The following is a 15,192-nucleotide window of genomic DNA, read 5'->3' on the forward strand; positions in this document are numbered from 1 at the left end:
GGGCGGCCCCGCACCTCGCGGGGCCGCCCGACTCGTTACTGAAGGAGTACACCAGTGACCACGCCGCGCAGTGCCGCGCTCGAACGCCTCGCCTACACCCTCGCCGCGCCCGTGCTGGCCGTGGCCCCGAACGCCTTCCCCGACAGCCCCGTCAACACCGTGGTGCAGCTGGCCGGCGCCGCCGGGATCGGCGGCTGGGTCCTGGCCGCCAAGAGCGACGAGCCCGGCGCCGGTCGCAAGATCCTGCGCTGGTCCCCGCTGGTCCTGGCCGCCGCCGTCGACGTCGCCGCCAAGCACACTCCCGGCCTCGGCCCCTACTGGCTCGACGGGCTGATCGCCGCCGGATGGGCGGCGGCCGGATTCGTGGTCATGCCGTTCTCCCGGCACACCCGCCGGGGCCACCGGCCCGCCCTCGCCGCCCCCGCCCCTCAGCTGATGCCCGCCGTGGCTGCGCCGGAGCCGAGCGTGGCCCAGCCGGACGACGGCGCCGACCATCTCACCCGCGAGGCCCGGATCCTGTGGGAGCGAGCCGGGATGCCCGCCCGCACCCACATCGTCAAGGCCACCCGGCACCCCGGCATGCACCACGACCTCACAGTCCTGTTGCGCGCCTCGGAGACCGGCCGGCCCATCAGCGGCCTGACCCCGGAGGCCGTCGGAGCCGCGTTCGGCGTGGCCGCCGCCGACGTCACCCTCGCGGACGTCGCCATCCAGCCCGGCCGCCAGGGAGGCCCCGGCTGGATGGAGGCCCTCGTCACCCCCGAGGCCAACGCGAGGCGGCGTACCCAGCCGACCGACGCCGAGCGCTGGGCGGACCGGGTGGCCGGCCCCAAGGGCGGCGCTCCTGGCTCCGAGCTGGTCCACAAAACCCGCGACAACGAACGCGGGGTGACGTTCTACCGGGCGAAGATGACCGACTCCACTGAGTCCCCGCGCATCGACCTGCCCAAGGTCTGCCGCGGACTGGACCTGCCCGAGGACGACTCCTGCGTATTCGTCCTCATCGACGGCTCGGAGTTCCTGATCAGCGCGTTCGACACCCCGCCGCTGTCCCAGATCTTCCCCGCCACCCGCGAGCTGCTCACCCCGGACGCCAAGGGCATGTACGTGTGCGGGTTCACCATCACCGGCCAGCCGGTGAAGACCATGGTGTACCAGCACGACAAGAACGCCCCGGCCCACGGCCTCACCCTCGGCGTCTCCCGCTCCGGGAAAACCCAGTTCTTCGCGATCAACATGGCCGCCCAGTCCCTGGCCTGCCAGGTGGTGTGGCTGGCCACCGTCCGCAAGGACGAGAAGACCACCGTCCTCGGGAAGTACATCGACCGGCAGGGCTCGAACGCCCTGTGGATGGCCCGCTCCCTGCGGGCGGCGAAGGCACTGTGCGAGATCAGGGCCGAGATGCCCTGGCCCCACGACGGCCAGCCGCACGACTACAAGCCCGGCGACCCGCGCTGCCCCTACCGCCAGCTGAACGTCTACGCGGACGAGTTCATGACCGCCGCCCAGGACCCGGACTTCGGCGAGTTCATCCAGAAGGACGGCGACGACCTCACGGTCACCGGCCTGAAGTACGGCATCGGCTTCAACCCGGCCGGCCAGAGCCCGTTCGCACACAACGGATTCTCCACGGAGATGAAGGACAACCTGCGGCAGAACTCCAGGCCCGTGATCTTCAACATGGGCTCACCGGCCGCCACCCGCAAAGCCGCGGAGGGCACCATGGAGAACCCGTACGACGTGCCGACCATCCCGGCCCGCTACTCCCGCACCGAAGGATCCGCGATCGAGCGGGCCATGCGCGGCGAGGCCGACCCCGAAAACGGCGTCTCCACCGGCGGCGTCGCCGTCATCGTCCTCGACAACGGCCGCGCCGTCCTCATGCGGTCGCTGTACGCCGACTTCGACACCGACCTCTCCCGGCTGTTCCCCGACGAGGTCTACCGGCTCACCGACCACGAGATCAGCGAGCTGGACAAGCGCGGCCTGTGGTTCGACTGGAACGAGCCCGTAAGGCCCGGCGAGTTCTGGCCCGAGCCCGACGAAGGCGACGAGGACGACGGCCGCCCCCGCCGGCGCGGTGGCGGAGGCGGCGGCAACAGCGGAAGCGGGCGCGGCACCAAGAACGGCAACCACCGCTCCGAGCAGGCCGCCTCCCCCCGCCAGGCACTGGAGGCCATCAAGAACCTCTCCGGCGTCTGACCCGACCCACCGCCCCTCACCCAGCCCCCTCGCAGGGCCCGGCCATCCGGCCGGGTCCTGCCCGCACCTGCGAAGGACACACCGCCCGTGGCCGTATCGATCTCCGCCGTCGTCCTGCTCGGCATCATCGTCGTCGTCCTCATCCGAGGCGGCTCCGTACGCCTCGCACCCGCCCTGCCCTGCACCGGGTTCGGCTTCTTCCTCGCCTCCACCGGCGCCGCCCCCGTCATCACCAGCGCCACCAGCACCGTCACCGGCTGGATCGCCAGCCTCTGACCGCCCGGCCGCCGGCGTCGAAGGCCGCCACACCCGCCCCACACCCTTCGACGCCCAGGGAGCCCCCGATGCCCCAGACCCACCCCTACAGACAGACCGCGACCACCGCAGCTCCTGTCCCACCGGAGCTGTCCCTCGAGGAACGCCTCACCCTGATCGACGCGGCGATGACCGTGAAGCTGGACGAGGCGGCCGTCGCCTACGAGGTCAACACCGCGCACATCGACATCGAGCCCGTGAACCTGGCCGACGTCGTCACCGGCCCCGTCGACACCGGCCCGGCCCCGCTGCCGGAGCTGTACCCGACACCGGTCGCGGCCCTGCTGCAGCGTGCGCACCACCGGCTGCTCACCGGCGGCTGGTGCAAGGACGTCCTGGTCGACGAGGACGGCGCCCGCTGCATGCTCGGAGCCATCCGGGCCGAGGCCGGCGGCGACAACAGCCTGGAAGCCAGCGCGATCGCCGTGCTCCTGGACGCCATCCGCCGCCAGTTCGGCGACGACGTCGACTCCGTGCCCTCCTTCAACGACGCGTTCGCCACCGGCCGCACCCCGCTGCGCATGGTCGACCAGGCCGCCCACCTCGCCGACTCCCGCGGCCTCTGAAGCCGCTGCTCCGGACCACCTGCCTCGCACCCGTCCCCCTCGCGGTCGGGTGCGGGCCAGGCCGTCCGGCCTGCGCACCACCGTCCATCACACTCATCCGAGCGAGGGAGACGCCCCGCCATGCAGTCCGACGACAAGCCCGTCAAGGGCCAGCCCATCAACGGCCAGCACAACCCGAACTTCCTCGACCTGCTCAACCAGACGCCCCCGCCGCCCGACGCGAAGGAATGGCCCCGCCCGAAGCGCTTCGCCGGGCTGCGCCAGGTATGGGAGGCGTCCTGGGAACAGGGCGGCTTCCTGTACGAGCGGTGGGAGGACCTGTTCCAGGCCCGGCGCCTCGGCTGGCACGAGATGGCCAACTGGATCAAGGCCGTGCTCAGCCTCACCGGGGTCTGCGCGGTCATCGTCCTGCTGGATGCCGCCGGCGACATCACCTCCGCCGCACTCAAGGGTCTGTCCGACGTCCCGGCCACCAGCGCTCGCGACGGCAGCGGCCTGTGGGGCACGGTCGACCACCCCGTCCGCGTGTTCCTCGCCGACCAGGCCGCGCACCTCGCCGTCGCCCCCGCCGCCCTGTACGCGTTCTGGCAACTGACCGGGCTGCTCGCCCTGGTCGGCGGCTTCTTCGGCAACGCCGGCGCCCGCATCACCTGGGTGCTGTTCGGCATCGGCAGCCTCGCCATGATCTGGTCCGCCGCCCCGGCCGGGGGCCGCGCCGCCGCCACCGGACTCGCCGCCCTCATGTGGGCACTGGCCAGCATCTTCGCCCTGCGCGGCCTGACCCTGCGGCCCCTCATCTACAACCACCCGCCGCAGTACCAGTTCAGCCCCGAGCTCCACCTGCACACCACGATCCCCGCCCCCGCCCCGTCGGGCGACGACCACCGTCCCGACAACGTCGACCTGTTCCAGCGCTGACCTCGCACGCGCACTGTCCGGCCGCCACCACGCCGAAGGAACCCGATGCAGACACAGCGTGAGAAGACACAGCCTGAGCGGACCGAGTTCTGGGTCGGCACCTTCCACGGGAGCCACGACGGCCTCCCCGTCAAAGTCACCGCGACCCGCGACGACACGCGCCCCCAGCCGTACGCCTGGACGTGCACGTGCGGCGCGTCCCACGCCTTCCCCACCGAACACGGCCTGTGGCCCACCGCCTGGCGGCACATCCACCCGAACCGCTTCGACCGGCTGCGGTCATGGGTCATCCGCCGCTTACGCCCCGCCCACTGACCTGACACCCTGCCTGGCCCTCGCCCCGCCCCGACCCCCCGGGGGCCGGGCGAGGACCGGACAGGCCGCCAGGCCGAACGCCCCACCCGCTGCGTCCCGCCTACACCAGCACGACGTCGGCGGGACGCAGCGCTGCCCACCGACCACTGGAGGAGATCACTCGTGCTCATCCCCCGCCCGCGCCGCCGGATCGGCCGGCCTCGCCCGCAGCGTCCCGGCTCCCGCTACCCGCACCGTCCCGACCGGCTGCCCGGCGCCTGGACCACCTAGCCGGCCGCCCCGCGTCCTGACGCCCGTCCACTCCACCCTCTTCACGAGGAGGCACCTGTGCCCGTCACCATCAACGCCCACCAGCTCGGCCGCTTGATCGACCGGACGATCGGCCACATCGGCGACGAGTTCACCGAGCCGCTGCACGGCGTCCGCCTGGAGGCCGACGCCGCCTTCCTGTACGCGGTCGCCAGCGACCGGTACACCGTGGCCGCCGCCCGCTACCGCCACCACGGCCTCGATGCGGCTGAGCCGTTCGCCCGCACCCTCCCGGCCGGCTGCCTGACCGCGCTGCGCGAATGGGCCGGCGCCCAGCCCGGCAGCGCCCCGGTCAGCATCACCCTCGCAGAAGGACGCGTCCGGTTCTCCGCACGGCGCAGCGAGCTCGGTGTCGCGGTCGACGACAGCCTGGCCTTCTTCGACTGGCGGGGCATCCTGCGCGGCGTCCTCGAGCAGACCGACGGAACCGGCGGCGAGTTCCCGGTCCTGGACACCCGGTTGCTGGGCCGGTTCACCGCGGCTGACGACATGGTCCGCGTCCGTGTCACCGCCGACGAGCAGACCGTCCTCATCGTTGGCGAGGACTTCCTGGGCGCTCAGATGCCCGCCCGAACCCGACGTGACGGCGTGGGCGCCGAGACGCTCACCACTCTCGGCCAGGTCCACACCTTGTGGCAGCCGGCCCTGTCCGTCAGTGAGGCAGCCACCATGGCGGACGGCATTCCCGCCGCCGAAGTCGGCTGCCGCCGCTACGAGGCCGGAGAGAGCATCGCAGAGACGGTCGAGGACCTGCTCAAGCACACCCTGCGCACCACACACGAGATGTTCGCCACCGACATCTCCTCCCAGGCATTCGCCGCCTACGCCACCTCCGGCGTCATGGCCTGGAGCGCCTACCGCTACCTCGAAGCCCTGCACCGCGCCGACCCGAAACTCGCCGCCGCCGTGGTTGCCGAGACCGCCGGTCAGCTCGACGACGGCGCGCTCGGCGAGTTCGTCTGGGACGCCGCGAAGAACGCCGGCTACGACCCGGAGAAGTGGCAGGCCCAGTTCGACAAGCAGCTCGCCCGCCGCAAGAACGGCACCGTCCAGCCGGGCCAGGAGGACCAAGCCGCATCCACGGCCGTGTGAACGGGCAGATTCTGCATGTCCGTCCTCGCAAACCTGGCCGTGGCCATGCTTCCGGCCGGGACGGCTTGGATCCGCGACCACGTGGCAGCGAAGCAGATCCTGCCCGCACTCCGTAGATGGAGGCGTGCAGCTGCTGGTCGGACCGGCGTGAGCTGCGTGTGCGGTTCCTGCCCGTCCCGGCCTGGCCGGACAACGAGCCCCCGTTCTTAAACGACCCAACCCGGCCGCACCGACCGGGGTCGGACCGCCGGGTGGCCGCGTATCGGCAAAGGGCCGGCCACCCGGTTCCCTCACCTTCTTCGAGATCAGGAGACCTCCAGCATGCATCGTCCCGCCGTCTTCGCCGCCCTCCTTGGACTGACCCGCGCCGCCAGCGCGGTCGGCGACTTCTGGGTTCAGAACGACTTCTGCGCCCGCGTGAAGGGCGCCACCGACGACGCCCCGGTGACCTACGAGGACCCGGTCACCAAGGAAAAGACCACCCACGGCACCGCCGACGGCCGCAAGGCGTGCCTGCATCACTGCTTCACCTACACCGCCACCCAGGCGGTCGTCGCCGGGCTCGGAGCCCGCGCGCTGGGCATCCGGGTCCACGCCGGCGCGGCCGCGGCCGCGCTCGCCCTGTCCTTCGGCACGCACTACATCGCGGACCGGCGAGTGCCCGGCCACGGCGTCCTGGAGAAGCTCGCCGACAAGACCGGCAAGACCAACTTCTACAAGCTGGCCTCGCACGGCATCAACGGCGCCTTCCACCTCGACCACTCCTGGCACCACGGATGGGAGACCGTCGCCGCGCTCATCGCCACGGCCAAGGCCGTCACCCGGTGACCAGCCCGCGCCGTACACGCATCGAATGCGTCCGCGCGGCGTCCGGGGCTGCCTCCCGCGGCCCGCATCGCTCGGGCGCAGCCCTCCACGGCGAACCGGTCCGGGCCCGCCACCAGATCGCGTTGAGGACCTGCCTGCGGTCCTGCGGAGGACGACCGAGCTTCGGCGCCGGCGGCAACAGCGATGCCAGTTGCCGCCCTTGTTCGTCTGTGAGATCCCCACGAGTCACAAAACGGAGCATCTCCTGTCCCGGCCCAAGGAAGAGGAGACAATGGCGAAATGAGCCGGTCATCAGCACCGCACGATGTGATCAGCCCAGTCCACGTCCTGGCCGTGGTCCGGGGTCTGATCGAAGAAGCCCGCGACCCGCAGCGCGCGGACAGGTACCAGTACCTCAAATCGCTCTTCGGGGCTGACCTCCACGAAGCAGCCGCCCTCCACTGCGGTCTGTTGGAGCAGGCAGATGGCGACCTGCGAGCCACCCCCGCAGGTGCTGATCTGTACGAACGCCATCTGCGCTGGCTCCCCGGCATACTGGCGAACTACTGGCACGAGAAGCCCAACCACCACCTCCCTGAGGCGGTCGCTGAGATCGAGCGGCTCTACGACCAGGCTGCAGATACATCCACCCTGTGATCCACATTTCGACCACGCCTTAGTGCCGATGGAGCCTCAATGCCAGGCATGGCGGATCCTCAATCGTCCGAATCCCATGGTCCCAGAGATGCGGACCGTCGGCCCACCGGGGCGGGAACGCCGCGGTGCCTTGTAGCGCAGGTCCTTCCACCCAGTGCGCAAACCCTCGACGTCAACGACCGCGTCGCGAGGCACCGTGATTCTGGCCCCGCCGGTTCCGAGCTGCAGCTCGATATCAACGACCGGATGCTCCATGATCGCCCGGGACAGATCCAGGCGCACCCTTCCGTATGCGGACTCGACCTTGAGGATCCGAGGTACCCGCCATGCGCCCCGCCGCTGGATCCGTCCGCTGGCGGCAGCGATCGTTGACGTGGTGCCCGGGTGCTCCGCCGGGAGTGAGCCCAGAGCGGACACGAGCTCGCTGTGCGCCTTGGCGGTGAGCACCTGGTGGAGGCGTTCATCCAACTCCCCGTGCTGGATGAGCCCTTCCGCGTACGCCTCCTGCAGGCGCTGCACGGCCGTATCACGGTCGTCTTCGCCGATCGGCAGCGGCGAGTCTTCCGGTAAGGAGGTCACCGTTTCACCCTACTGCCGTATCGGCGACGTGAACGCGTCAAGGTCCATAGCGGGCAAGGCATCCGATGGGGAGGCCAACCGCTCGTCAGCTTGATCGTCCAACCCGGCGAACCTGTGCGGTCACAGCACTAGCGGAAACTATCAGCGTGCTCTTCCGCCCATGAGCGGAACGTGCGCGCCGGCGCCCCGGTGATCTCTTCCACCGTGGATGTGATCAGGTTCGACTCGGGTCGCGTATCAGCGCTGGCCAACAGGGCCTCGACGAGAGCGGGCGGCCTGCCATCAGCGAGCATCTGCTGACGTGCGACCTCTACCGGGACCTTCTCGAAGCGCACAGGGTGGCCGATCGCTTCCCCGATCATGTGTACCTGCTCGGCTCGGCTGATTACCTGCGGGCCGGTCAGGACGTATTTCATGCCCGCATGCCCGTCTTCGGTCAGCGCATGTACCGCCACGGCCGCGACGTCGCGTTCGTGGATCACCGCCGTGGCGGCGATGTCGGGACCACGGACTACGTGCGTGGTGCGGATCTGCTCGGCCCACCCTCGCGCGTTGGAGGCGATGGTGTTCGCCCTTAGGAAGGTCCATTCCACTCCGGACCTTTCGATCAGCCGCTCCATGTCGGCGTGGAGCTGGTTGATCGGGTCAGTCTGGCGTTCGGCGTCTTCGTTCACCCCCGACGATGAGAGATAGACGATGCGGCGGACATGCCCCGCAATCGCCTCCAGCACGGCAGGGGCGCCCTCGGTCGTAAGGAACGGCCAGATCAAGAACACCGTGTCGCTACCGGCCAGTGCTCCCTCCAGCGTGTCCAGCCGGGTCAGGTCCCCGCCCACTACCTTGACCCCCTCAGGCAGCTCGGCCAACTCGGGCTCACGCGCTAATGCACGCACGGCGGCACCTGCGGCCAGGAGCTGCACAACAACTTGTCGGCCGACGTTGCCGGTCGCGCCAATCACCAGAATCTCACCCATGATCAGCTCAGCCTCGGCCATACCCAAGGTATTCCGGAACGACCCCGAGGTACTCAATGACGCTGTCGAACTCCTGCCGTGACCACGCCGGGTACAGGCCGTACTCGCCGATCGGCGAGCACGGCCGATGAGCTCCCAGTCCTGGCTCGTCAGCGGCGATCGCGTCGCGCAAGACGACCTGCCGATCCAGGACCCGCCCCAGGCGTCCCCCGCACATCGATCACGACTCGTACCCGCCCCAATAGCTCCGCCTGACGTCTCGGTGAGGGACGGCCAGAGACTCACCGCCGGCGGCTGAATGTGCTCCCGTCCGATGAGGACGAGGCATCGTCAGGGACTGCCACCGCTGCCGCAGCATGGCCGACAAACCGGCCTGCGCCGTCGCCCCCGAGGAGGCCATCGGCGAGCACTCGCCGGACTGCCCGTGGAAGAACGGGCGGTTCATAGGCGTGGCGGGCGCCAGTCGAGCAGCCCGAGATCGCCTACCGCGCGGCCGCCGACCACGCCGCCCTGGCCACCGCAACACCACCGCCTTGGCCGTACAGCCCGGCGTCCTCGACGTCCGCAGCCGCCTCCTCGCCGACGTCCTCTACTCCGAAAGCGTCCTGACCGGCGCCCGGCGACCCAGGCCTGGCCCCCGAGCTCATCCAGCGCCTGGAGGACGCCGTCGACCACGGCCACGAGCTGACCGTGCCGCTCGCCGACACCGCCCGGGCCACCACCGCCACCCGCTCCAGCCGCAGCTGAAGCCACAGTCCGAGACCCCCTACTAGGCAGACAGCGCCCCGCCCCGGCCACACGGCCGAGGGCGGGGACCTGCAGGGTGGCCGCGCATCGGCAAAAAGGGGCAGCCACCCACTCCCGCACCCGTTTCCGGGCCCGGGAGACATCCAGCATGCACCCTCACCCCTCCCCCACCTTCACCGCCCCCATCGCCATGGCCGAGACCACCGTCGCCCCGACCCTCCAGCAGACCCAGGACGACCTCACCACCTCGCTGATCACTGACAACGCCGGACAGCACCTCCGGGCTGCCCGCACCCTTCACCCACAAGGAGAGTGAGCATGACCGAGCCGACCCACCCGCCGATTCCCGAGCACAGCCTCGTGGTCCTCATCGGCCCCTCCGGCGCCGGGAAGTCCACGCTCGCCGCCACCTGGCCCGCCTCGCAGGTCCTGTCCCTGGACGCGCTGCGCGAGACGGTCAGCGACGACGCCGGCGACCAGGCGGCCACCGGTGACGCGGTCGCCGCCCTGCACCTGCTCCTGGAAGCGAGGATGCGCCGCAGGCTGTTCACGGTCGTCGACGCCACCAACGTGAGCCGAGCCGCCCGGGAGCCGCTGGTTGCCGCCGCCCTGCGACACAACATGCTGCCCATCGCGGTCCTGGTCCCCACCCCCGCCACCGTGTGCATCACGCGGCAGGGCCCGCGCCAGGCCAACTGCACGGTGCCGGACGCCGTGGTTCGCCAGCAGCACAGGGACATGGTCGACTCACAACGGACCTTCAAGGCCGAAGGCTTCCGCAAATTCGTCTTCGCCGACGCCCTCGGCCGGCTGCGGCCGTTCCTGGAGCGGCTGAGCCAGAACCGCCAGGCGGACCTCGGCCTGGACGGCGGCGACGGCCTGGGCGCCCTGCTCCTCGTTCGCCGATTCTTCGGTCCCGAGATCCTGCCGCTGTGGCAGTGGAAGCCCGGCTCGACGCTCGCTGGCGGCGACCGCGTCGCGGAGATCCGCCTCGGCCAGCAGCACCTCACCCTCGCCCTGCGCACCGACGTCGACGGCGAGGGCGACTACGGATTCGACGTGCTGGTGCCGTGCCCGCACGACGACGAATGCACCGCTCCGGCCTGGGCTCCCGCCTACAGCGTCACCTGCCTGGTCCGAGCCCTGACCGGCGGCTTGAACCGGCACGAGGACACCATCTGCACCGTCCACGACGGCTTCGACGACCTCGACCAGGAGGCCAGCGACCACGACCTGGACGACGACCCCGAAGGCCGCGCCGACCTCGAAGCGCAGTACACCGAGGCGGTCCGCGGATGAGCCGGGCCGCCGACGGCCCGCACCCGCACCCGCTCACCCCGGCCGAACTCCCCGACGGTGACGCGTGGTGGCACGGCTGCCCCGTCTGTCATCTCCCGATCCAAGGCGGCGCCGCCGGCCTCGCCGCACACCGCGGCACCGTCCACACCCGCTCCCGTGACCCGCGCATCCCCATCACCATCCGGCTCGACTTCTGACAAGGAGACCCCGCCATGGCCGTCCAGACCCGCACCGACACCTTCGCCGCGCTCCACGCCTGCTTCGCCGCCGACCTCGCCGCCCTCATCGAAATCCCGGTACCGCGCGGCGCGACCGCGACCGTCTTCATCGGCCTGGTCGAAGAGGTCCGCGACGTCCTCGGCTTCTCCGGCCTCGGCACCTGGAAGGGCGCCAGCGAGGATCTGGACCACGCCGTCGGCTACCTCACCGACGCACTGACCGGCCCGGACAGCGGCCAGCGCGCGCTTCTGGCTCGGGCGCGCACCCACCTGCGCGACGCCATCGCGACGGCCGGCTGACCCCTCACCGGGTTGAGCGCACTCTGTGCTGCCCCGGCCTCGGCACCCGCCCGAGGCGGGGACGGTCGCAGTGTCCCCTTAACCACACGAGTGCACGAAGGGAGATGGGCGTCATGATCCTGCGCACCTACGAGGTCGACGTCCCGATACACGATCCCGCCCACCCAGGCCGAAGCGGACTTCACGTCTTCACCGGCGTCGCCGACTCCCCGGCTACGGCCCTGAGCCGCGCGCACCATGCGTACGACGCAGCACTCGCCGCGCACACGGCCGGACGCGAGATCCCCAGCGGGCAGCCGGACACCTGGACGGCGCGCGGGCTGCGGCCCGGCTGGGAGCTGGAGTGGACGGCCGCGACGGCCGGCCTCTGGCACAACCCCCTCAGCTGGAACAGCGACGTCGCGCTGTAGCTACGCCCCGGGACAGGCGCACGGCGGACAACCAAACCGCCTGCCCCGGGCCACCCACCCCGTACGAGACGAGAGGGAGATCCCCAGTATGGACTGCGTCCCGCGCGTCCGGACCCGAACCGGACAACGCACCCCCGCGATGACCACCGTCACCCGGCCCTTCACCGGCCGGACCGAGCAGGCGGTTGCGCTGCACGAGCAGCTCACCGCTACCCGGGCCGGACGGTCGGCCCCGGCCGGACGGGGGTGTGCCGCATGACCATCACTCTGCCCGAGGGCGACTGGATCCGCGGCATCACCGTCCAGCAGCCCTACGCCACCTGCATCCTCACCGGCGCCAAGAGCATCGAGAACCGGCCCAAGCCCTGGAGCTGGCGGGGCTGGATGCTCCTGCACGCCGGCCAGCGCATCGACGCGGCCGCCCTGCGGCTCCCGCTGGTCGCCCACACGATCCGCGGCCGGGAGCTGACCAGCGGGGCCGTCCTCGGCGTCGCGCGCCTGACCGACTGCCACCAGGACACCGAAGGCTCCCCGCCCTGCACACGGTGGGCGCACCCAGGCGCCTGGCACTTGGTCCTCACCGACATCCAGGAGCTGCCGCTGCCGGTCCCCGCCACCGGACTGCTCGGTCCGTGGAAGCCGACCCCGGAGCTGCTGACGCGGGTGCTTGCGCAGCTGCCCGACTTCCGGCCGTGACCAGCCGCAGTCGCAGAAAGCCGCTGTGGGCAGTCCGTAAGGCCCGATTCCTTCATTTTGGTCTGCACCCACTCTCGTCCCCGCCATCACTCTTGCCGCAGGCTTGTGACTAGATCGCGAGGCAGACCGTGGGTGTCGTGGAGGTACCGGAAGTCCTCCTCCTTCAGCGGGCCTTGGAACCGGGGTCGGGCAAGCACCTGCCGACCTCGTTCAAGGAGCCGACTGAACCGGCACTCCTCCTCGAGCAGCAGTCGGCGCACGTCACTGGGATCTACTTCCTGGCGGAAGTGGTCCAGGGTGTGTGAGACCAACTCGTCCGGCAGGTCTCCGAGACCGCGCGACGGATCGTCCCGCCACAGAACGGTGAGCACTCGTCGCAGCAGGCGGCGGAGCACGTAACCCCGTCCAGTGTTGGCCGGGCGCACTCCGTCGCCCAGTACCACGATGGCTGATCGCAGGTGGTCGTAGACCAGGCGCAGCGACGGCTCGTCAAGTGGCCACAGAGCCGGCACGATACGGCGCCAGGGGTCGAAGACGTCACACTCGAACACTGACGACTTGCCCTGCAGCAGAGAGGCCAGCCGCTCCAGGCCGAGCCCCGTGTCGACGTTGCGTTGGGGAAGCGGCACAAGGGAACCGTCCTCGAGTCGACGATGGCGCATCATCACGTGGTTCCAGACCTCTACCCAGCGGTCGTCGCGTGTGGGTGTCGACTGGGGTGGGGTGTCACCGCTCCACAGGAAGATCTCCGAGTCGGGGCCGCACGGGCCGACGGGTCCGTTGGACCACCAGTTGTCCTCCACGGTGAGCTCGACGGGAACGTCGAGGTCCTGCCACAACTGCAGGGAAGCAGTGTCTGGCCCGATCTGGTCATCGCCGCCATAGACGGTGGCATGGAGCAAGCCCGGATCGACCCCCAGTCCATCGGTGAGCAGCCTGTACCCCCAGCCGAGACTCAGTGAGCCCTCGTAGTCGCCCAGTGACCAGGTGCCGAGCATCTCGAAGACAGTCAGATGGGTGGCATCGCCGACCTCCTCCAGATCCGTGGTGCGCAGACAGCGCTGCACATTGACCAGCCGCTGGCCCAGCGGATGGGGGCGCCCCTCCAGATACGGGGTGAGCGGGTGCATGCCGGAGGTGGTGAACAGCACCGAGTCGCCAGGGGGTGGCAGCAGCGTCGAGCCGGTGATCTGGCGGTGATCACGCTCCTCGAAGTACTCGACGAACGTGCGGACAATGGTCTCCGTGTTCATGGGGGCGGCTCCTTCGCGTCACAGCGGGGAAGGCACCGGATAACGGACCACGCTGGTCATCGCGCCGGGGCAAGAAGCCAAGAACGCCACGGGACCACCGACGGGCCGTTTCCGGTCGCCGGTGGGAAAGGGAGAAGGTCAGACGGCGGCAACCGGCGAGCTGGTCGCTCGCGCGGTCGCGATGGCGCTTCGGCCGGTGACGTTCATGCGGGCGACAATAACCCGCCCAGTCCTTTGAGGCACACGAATTTTCCGCCAGAACGTCTGGCCTCGCGCGGGTCCCGCCAGGCAAGCGGCCGGAACCCGATAGCGGTGAAGCTGCCTCGCCACCTCTGATGCTCAGAAGCGCCATAACGCGCGCTCAGTCATACCTGTCCCCGGACGACAGGCGCGGCCTGCAGGTCTGAACAGAAGAACTCGACAGGGAAGTGCGCGGAGACCTGCATCGCCGCGAACCCGACCGAGGCCCGCCTCGGCCGGTTCGCCTCCGACCTCCAGCCCAAACGCCGGCAGCACGACGACGACCACGCCTGACCCCCTCCACCTGGAGGCACTCATGAACAGCACCCAGCGCGACGTCGACCACGCCCTCGCCTACCCGGAGCCGCCGGCCTCGCCGCTCTGGCACCGCCACGGCGCGAAGGCCCGCCCGCTCACCGATGCCCAGAAGCGCCGCAACCACGAGCTCCTGGTCCTCACACAACACTCCCCCCGACCCCGCTCAACCAAGCCCCCGGTGGAGGCCCGCTGATGAACCACCAGACGCACCTGGCCATCGACGGCTACGTCGACGCGATCCCCACCCCGACACCGGCTGGGGCATCGCCCGCTTCGATCTGATCCACTCCCCCACCGTCCTGGACCGAACCGCCCCCGGCGTCCCGGACACCGTGTACACCTGCACCACCGCCGACCCGCGCATCGCCGACGTGCTGCTGCGCGAGATCCGCACCGGTGACCTCCTGCGCGTCACTGGCACCGTCGTCCAGCCCGACGACCCCACCACTCCGGCCCGCGTCAGCGTCGACAGTCTGGAGGTCCTCGAGGCCGCCCCGGCCCCCGTGCTCTATGACCTCCTGCTGGAGCGGTTCGGCACCTACATCGCCGTGTTCGACGCCGACCGTGACCAAGTCCCGGTGTTCACCGCGTCCGGCCACTGGGTCGGCGAAGCCGCCAGCCCCGAGGTAATCAGCGACCTGATCGACGCCTACGAGGAAGGCGACACCCGATGACCGCCGACGGCCTTGCCCAGCGGACCGTCCTGGAGCGGTTCCCCGCCGGACACCCCCGGGGCCTCTGGCCCGCCGACGAATACGCCGCCGCCCAGCGCGCCCAGGGCACACCGGACGCCCGGGTCGTGATGAAACCTGACCACCGACACCTTCCTCGTCATCACCGAGACCACCCAGTAGCACCCGACACCGCAGTGGGGGGCGGGCCCCTCGCCCCGGCGGGGGCCGGCCGGAAACCCACACCCCCGAAGGGGGGGAGGACAGGGTCGGCTTGCCCTCAGTGGGTGCTTTCTTCCTTTGCTG

At 70.5% G+C, this 15,192-nt stretch carries 20 protein-coding genes; 16 read left to right on the plus strand and 4 right to left on the minus strand.

The window, feature by feature from the left end:
* The first annotated feature begins 54 nt into the window (after positions 1–54).
* From ACZ63H_RS32760 to ACZ63H_RS32790, 7 genes are all read left to right on the plus strand, one after another.
* Positions 55–2,202: a chromosome segregation protein ParM gene (locus tag ACZ63H_RS32760; RefSeq protein WP_469871374.1), complete on the plus strand. Its 2,148-nt coding sequence runs from the start codon at positions 55–57 to the stop codon at positions 2,200–2,202.
* An 87-nt stretch (positions 2,203–2,289) separates the two neighbouring features.
* Positions 2,290–2,478: a hypothetical protein gene (locus ACZ63H_RS32765; protein ID WP_469871376.1), complete on the plus strand. Its 189-nt coding sequence runs from the start codon at positions 2,290–2,292 to the stop codon at positions 2,476–2,478.
* Positions 2,479–2,546: 68 nt separating this feature from the next.
* Positions 2,547–3,083: a DUF6197 family protein gene (locus ACZ63H_RS32770; RefSeq protein ID WP_469871378.1), complete on the plus strand. Its 537-nt coding sequence runs from the start codon at positions 2,547–2,549 to the stop codon at positions 3,081–3,083.
* Positions 3,084–3,203: 120 nt separating this feature from the next.
* Positions 3,204–4,001, plus strand: coding sequence for a hypothetical protein (locus ACZ63H_RS32775; protein ID WP_469871380.1), 798 nt, complete (start codon positions 3,204–3,206; stop codon positions 3,999–4,001).
* A 45-nt stretch (positions 4,002–4,046) separates the two neighbouring features.
* Positions 4,047–4,316: a hypothetical protein gene (locus ACZ63H_RS32780; protein ID WP_469871382.1), complete on the plus strand. Its 270-nt coding sequence runs from the start codon at positions 4,047–4,049 to the stop codon at positions 4,314–4,316.
* Between the two features lie 327 nt (positions 4,317–4,643).
* A complete protein-coding gene (locus tag ACZ63H_RS32785) occupies positions 4,644–5,717 on the plus strand; it encodes a hypothetical protein (protein ID WP_467944066.1) in 1,074 nt (357 codons plus the stop codon).
* Between the two features lie 321 nt (positions 5,718–6,038).
* The gene (locus tag ACZ63H_RS32790) at positions 6,039–6,545 is read left to right on the plus strand and encodes a hypothetical protein (protein WP_469871384.1); all 507 of its coding nucleotides are present in this window, start codon (positions 6,039–6,041) and stop codon (positions 6,543–6,545) included.
* Here ACZ63H_RS32790 and ACZ63H_RS32795 read toward each other — a convergent pair.
* Positions 6,535–6,837: a transposase gene (locus ACZ63H_RS32795; protein ID WP_469871391.1), complete on the minus strand. Its 303-nt coding sequence runs from the start codon at positions 6,835–6,837 to the stop codon at positions 6,535–6,537. The two genes, ACZ63H_RS32790 and ACZ63H_RS32795, sit on opposite strands and share 11 nt — an antisense overlap.
* Here ACZ63H_RS32795 and ACZ63H_RS32800 point away from each other — a divergent pair.
* Entirely contained in the window at positions 6,825–7,181 is a 357-nt protein-coding gene (locus ACZ63H_RS32800; RefSeq protein ID WP_467944069.1) for a hypothetical protein, read from the plus strand. The two genes, ACZ63H_RS32795 and ACZ63H_RS32800, sit on opposite strands and share 13 nt — an antisense overlap.
* 36 nt (positions 7,182–7,217) lie before the next feature.
* Here the strand turns inward: ACZ63H_RS32800 and ACZ63H_RS32805 are convergent, their stop codons facing one another.
* Together ACZ63H_RS32805 and ACZ63H_RS32810 are read right to left on the minus strand one after the other, a co-directional pair.
* Positions 7,218–7,760 carry a DUF1707 domain-containing protein gene (locus tag ACZ63H_RS32805; RefSeq protein WP_467944070.1) on the minus strand — a complete coding sequence of 181 codons (543 nt, stop codon included), beginning with the start codon at positions 7,758–7,760 and terminating at the stop codon, positions 7,218–7,220.
* A gap of 128 nt (positions 7,761–7,888) precedes the next feature.
* The gene (locus ACZ63H_RS32810; protein ID WP_467944071.1) at positions 7,889–8,755 is read right to left on the minus strand and encodes an NAD(P)H-binding protein; all 867 of its coding nucleotides are present in this window, start codon (positions 8,753–8,755) and stop codon (positions 7,889–7,891) included.
* Positions 8,756–9,629: 874 nt separating this feature from the next.
* On the opposite strand from ACZ63H_RS32810, the gene ACZ63H_RS32815 reads away from it, so the two are divergent.
* From ACZ63H_RS32815 to ACZ63H_RS32840, 6 genes are all read left to right on the plus strand, one after another.
* Positions 9,630–9,797: a hypothetical protein gene (locus ACZ63H_RS32815; RefSeq protein WP_467944072.1), complete on the plus strand. Its 168-nt coding sequence runs from the start codon at positions 9,630–9,632 to the stop codon at positions 9,795–9,797.
* Between the two features lie 2 nt (positions 9,798–9,799).
* Positions 9,800–10,780 (plus strand): AAA family ATPase, encoded by a 981-nt coding sequence (locus tag ACZ63H_RS32820; RefSeq protein ID WP_467944073.1) that lies wholly within the window; start codon positions 9,800–9,802, stop codon positions 10,778–10,780.
* Positions 10,777–10,977, plus strand: a complete 201-nt coding sequence (locus ACZ63H_RS32825) for a hypothetical protein (protein ID WP_469871386.1) — start codon at positions 10,777–10,779, stop codon at positions 10,975–10,977. Before ACZ63H_RS32820 ends, ACZ63H_RS32825 begins: the two co-directional genes overlap by 4 nt.
* A gap of 15 nt (positions 10,978–10,992) precedes the next feature.
* Positions 10,993–11,298 carry a hypothetical protein gene (locus tag ACZ63H_RS32830; RefSeq protein WP_467944075.1) on the plus strand — a complete coding sequence of 102 codons (306 nt, stop codon included), beginning with the start codon at positions 10,993–10,995 and terminating at the stop codon, positions 11,296–11,298.
* Between the two features lie 113 nt (positions 11,299–11,411).
* Entirely contained in the window at positions 11,412–11,708 is a 297-nt protein-coding gene (locus tag ACZ63H_RS32835) for a hypothetical protein (RefSeq protein WP_467944076.1), read from the plus strand.
* A 255-nt stretch (positions 11,709–11,963) separates the two neighbouring features.
* Positions 11,964–12,404 carry an ASCH domain-containing protein gene (locus ACZ63H_RS32840; protein ID WP_467944077.1) on the plus strand — a complete coding sequence of 147 codons (441 nt, stop codon included), beginning with the start codon at positions 11,964–11,966 and terminating at the stop codon, positions 12,402–12,404.
* A gap of 86 nt (positions 12,405–12,490) precedes the next feature.
* Here the strand turns inward: ACZ63H_RS32840 and ACZ63H_RS32845 are convergent, their stop codons facing one another.
* Positions 12,491–13,657 carry an alanine--tRNA ligase-related protein gene (locus ACZ63H_RS32845; RefSeq protein ID WP_467944078.1) on the minus strand — a complete coding sequence of 389 codons (1,167 nt, stop codon included), beginning with the start codon at positions 13,655–13,657 and terminating at the stop codon, positions 12,491–12,493.
* A 556-nt stretch (positions 13,658–14,213) separates the two neighbouring features.
* Between ACZ63H_RS32845 and ACZ63H_RS32850 the strand changes: the two genes are divergently transcribed.
* The gene (locus tag ACZ63H_RS32850; protein ID WP_467944079.1) at positions 14,214–14,408 is read left to right on the plus strand and encodes a hypothetical protein; all 195 of its coding nucleotides are present in this window, start codon (positions 14,214–14,216) and stop codon (positions 14,406–14,408) included.
* A gap of 139 nt (positions 14,409–14,547) precedes the next feature.
* A complete protein-coding gene (locus ACZ63H_RS32855; RefSeq protein WP_467944080.1) occupies positions 14,548–14,889 on the plus strand; it encodes a hypothetical protein in 342 nt (113 codons plus the stop codon).
* Positions 14,890–15,192: the final 303 nt, after the last annotated feature.

The sequence above is a fragment of the Streptomyces sp. NPDC104831 genome (assembly GCF_055583025.1).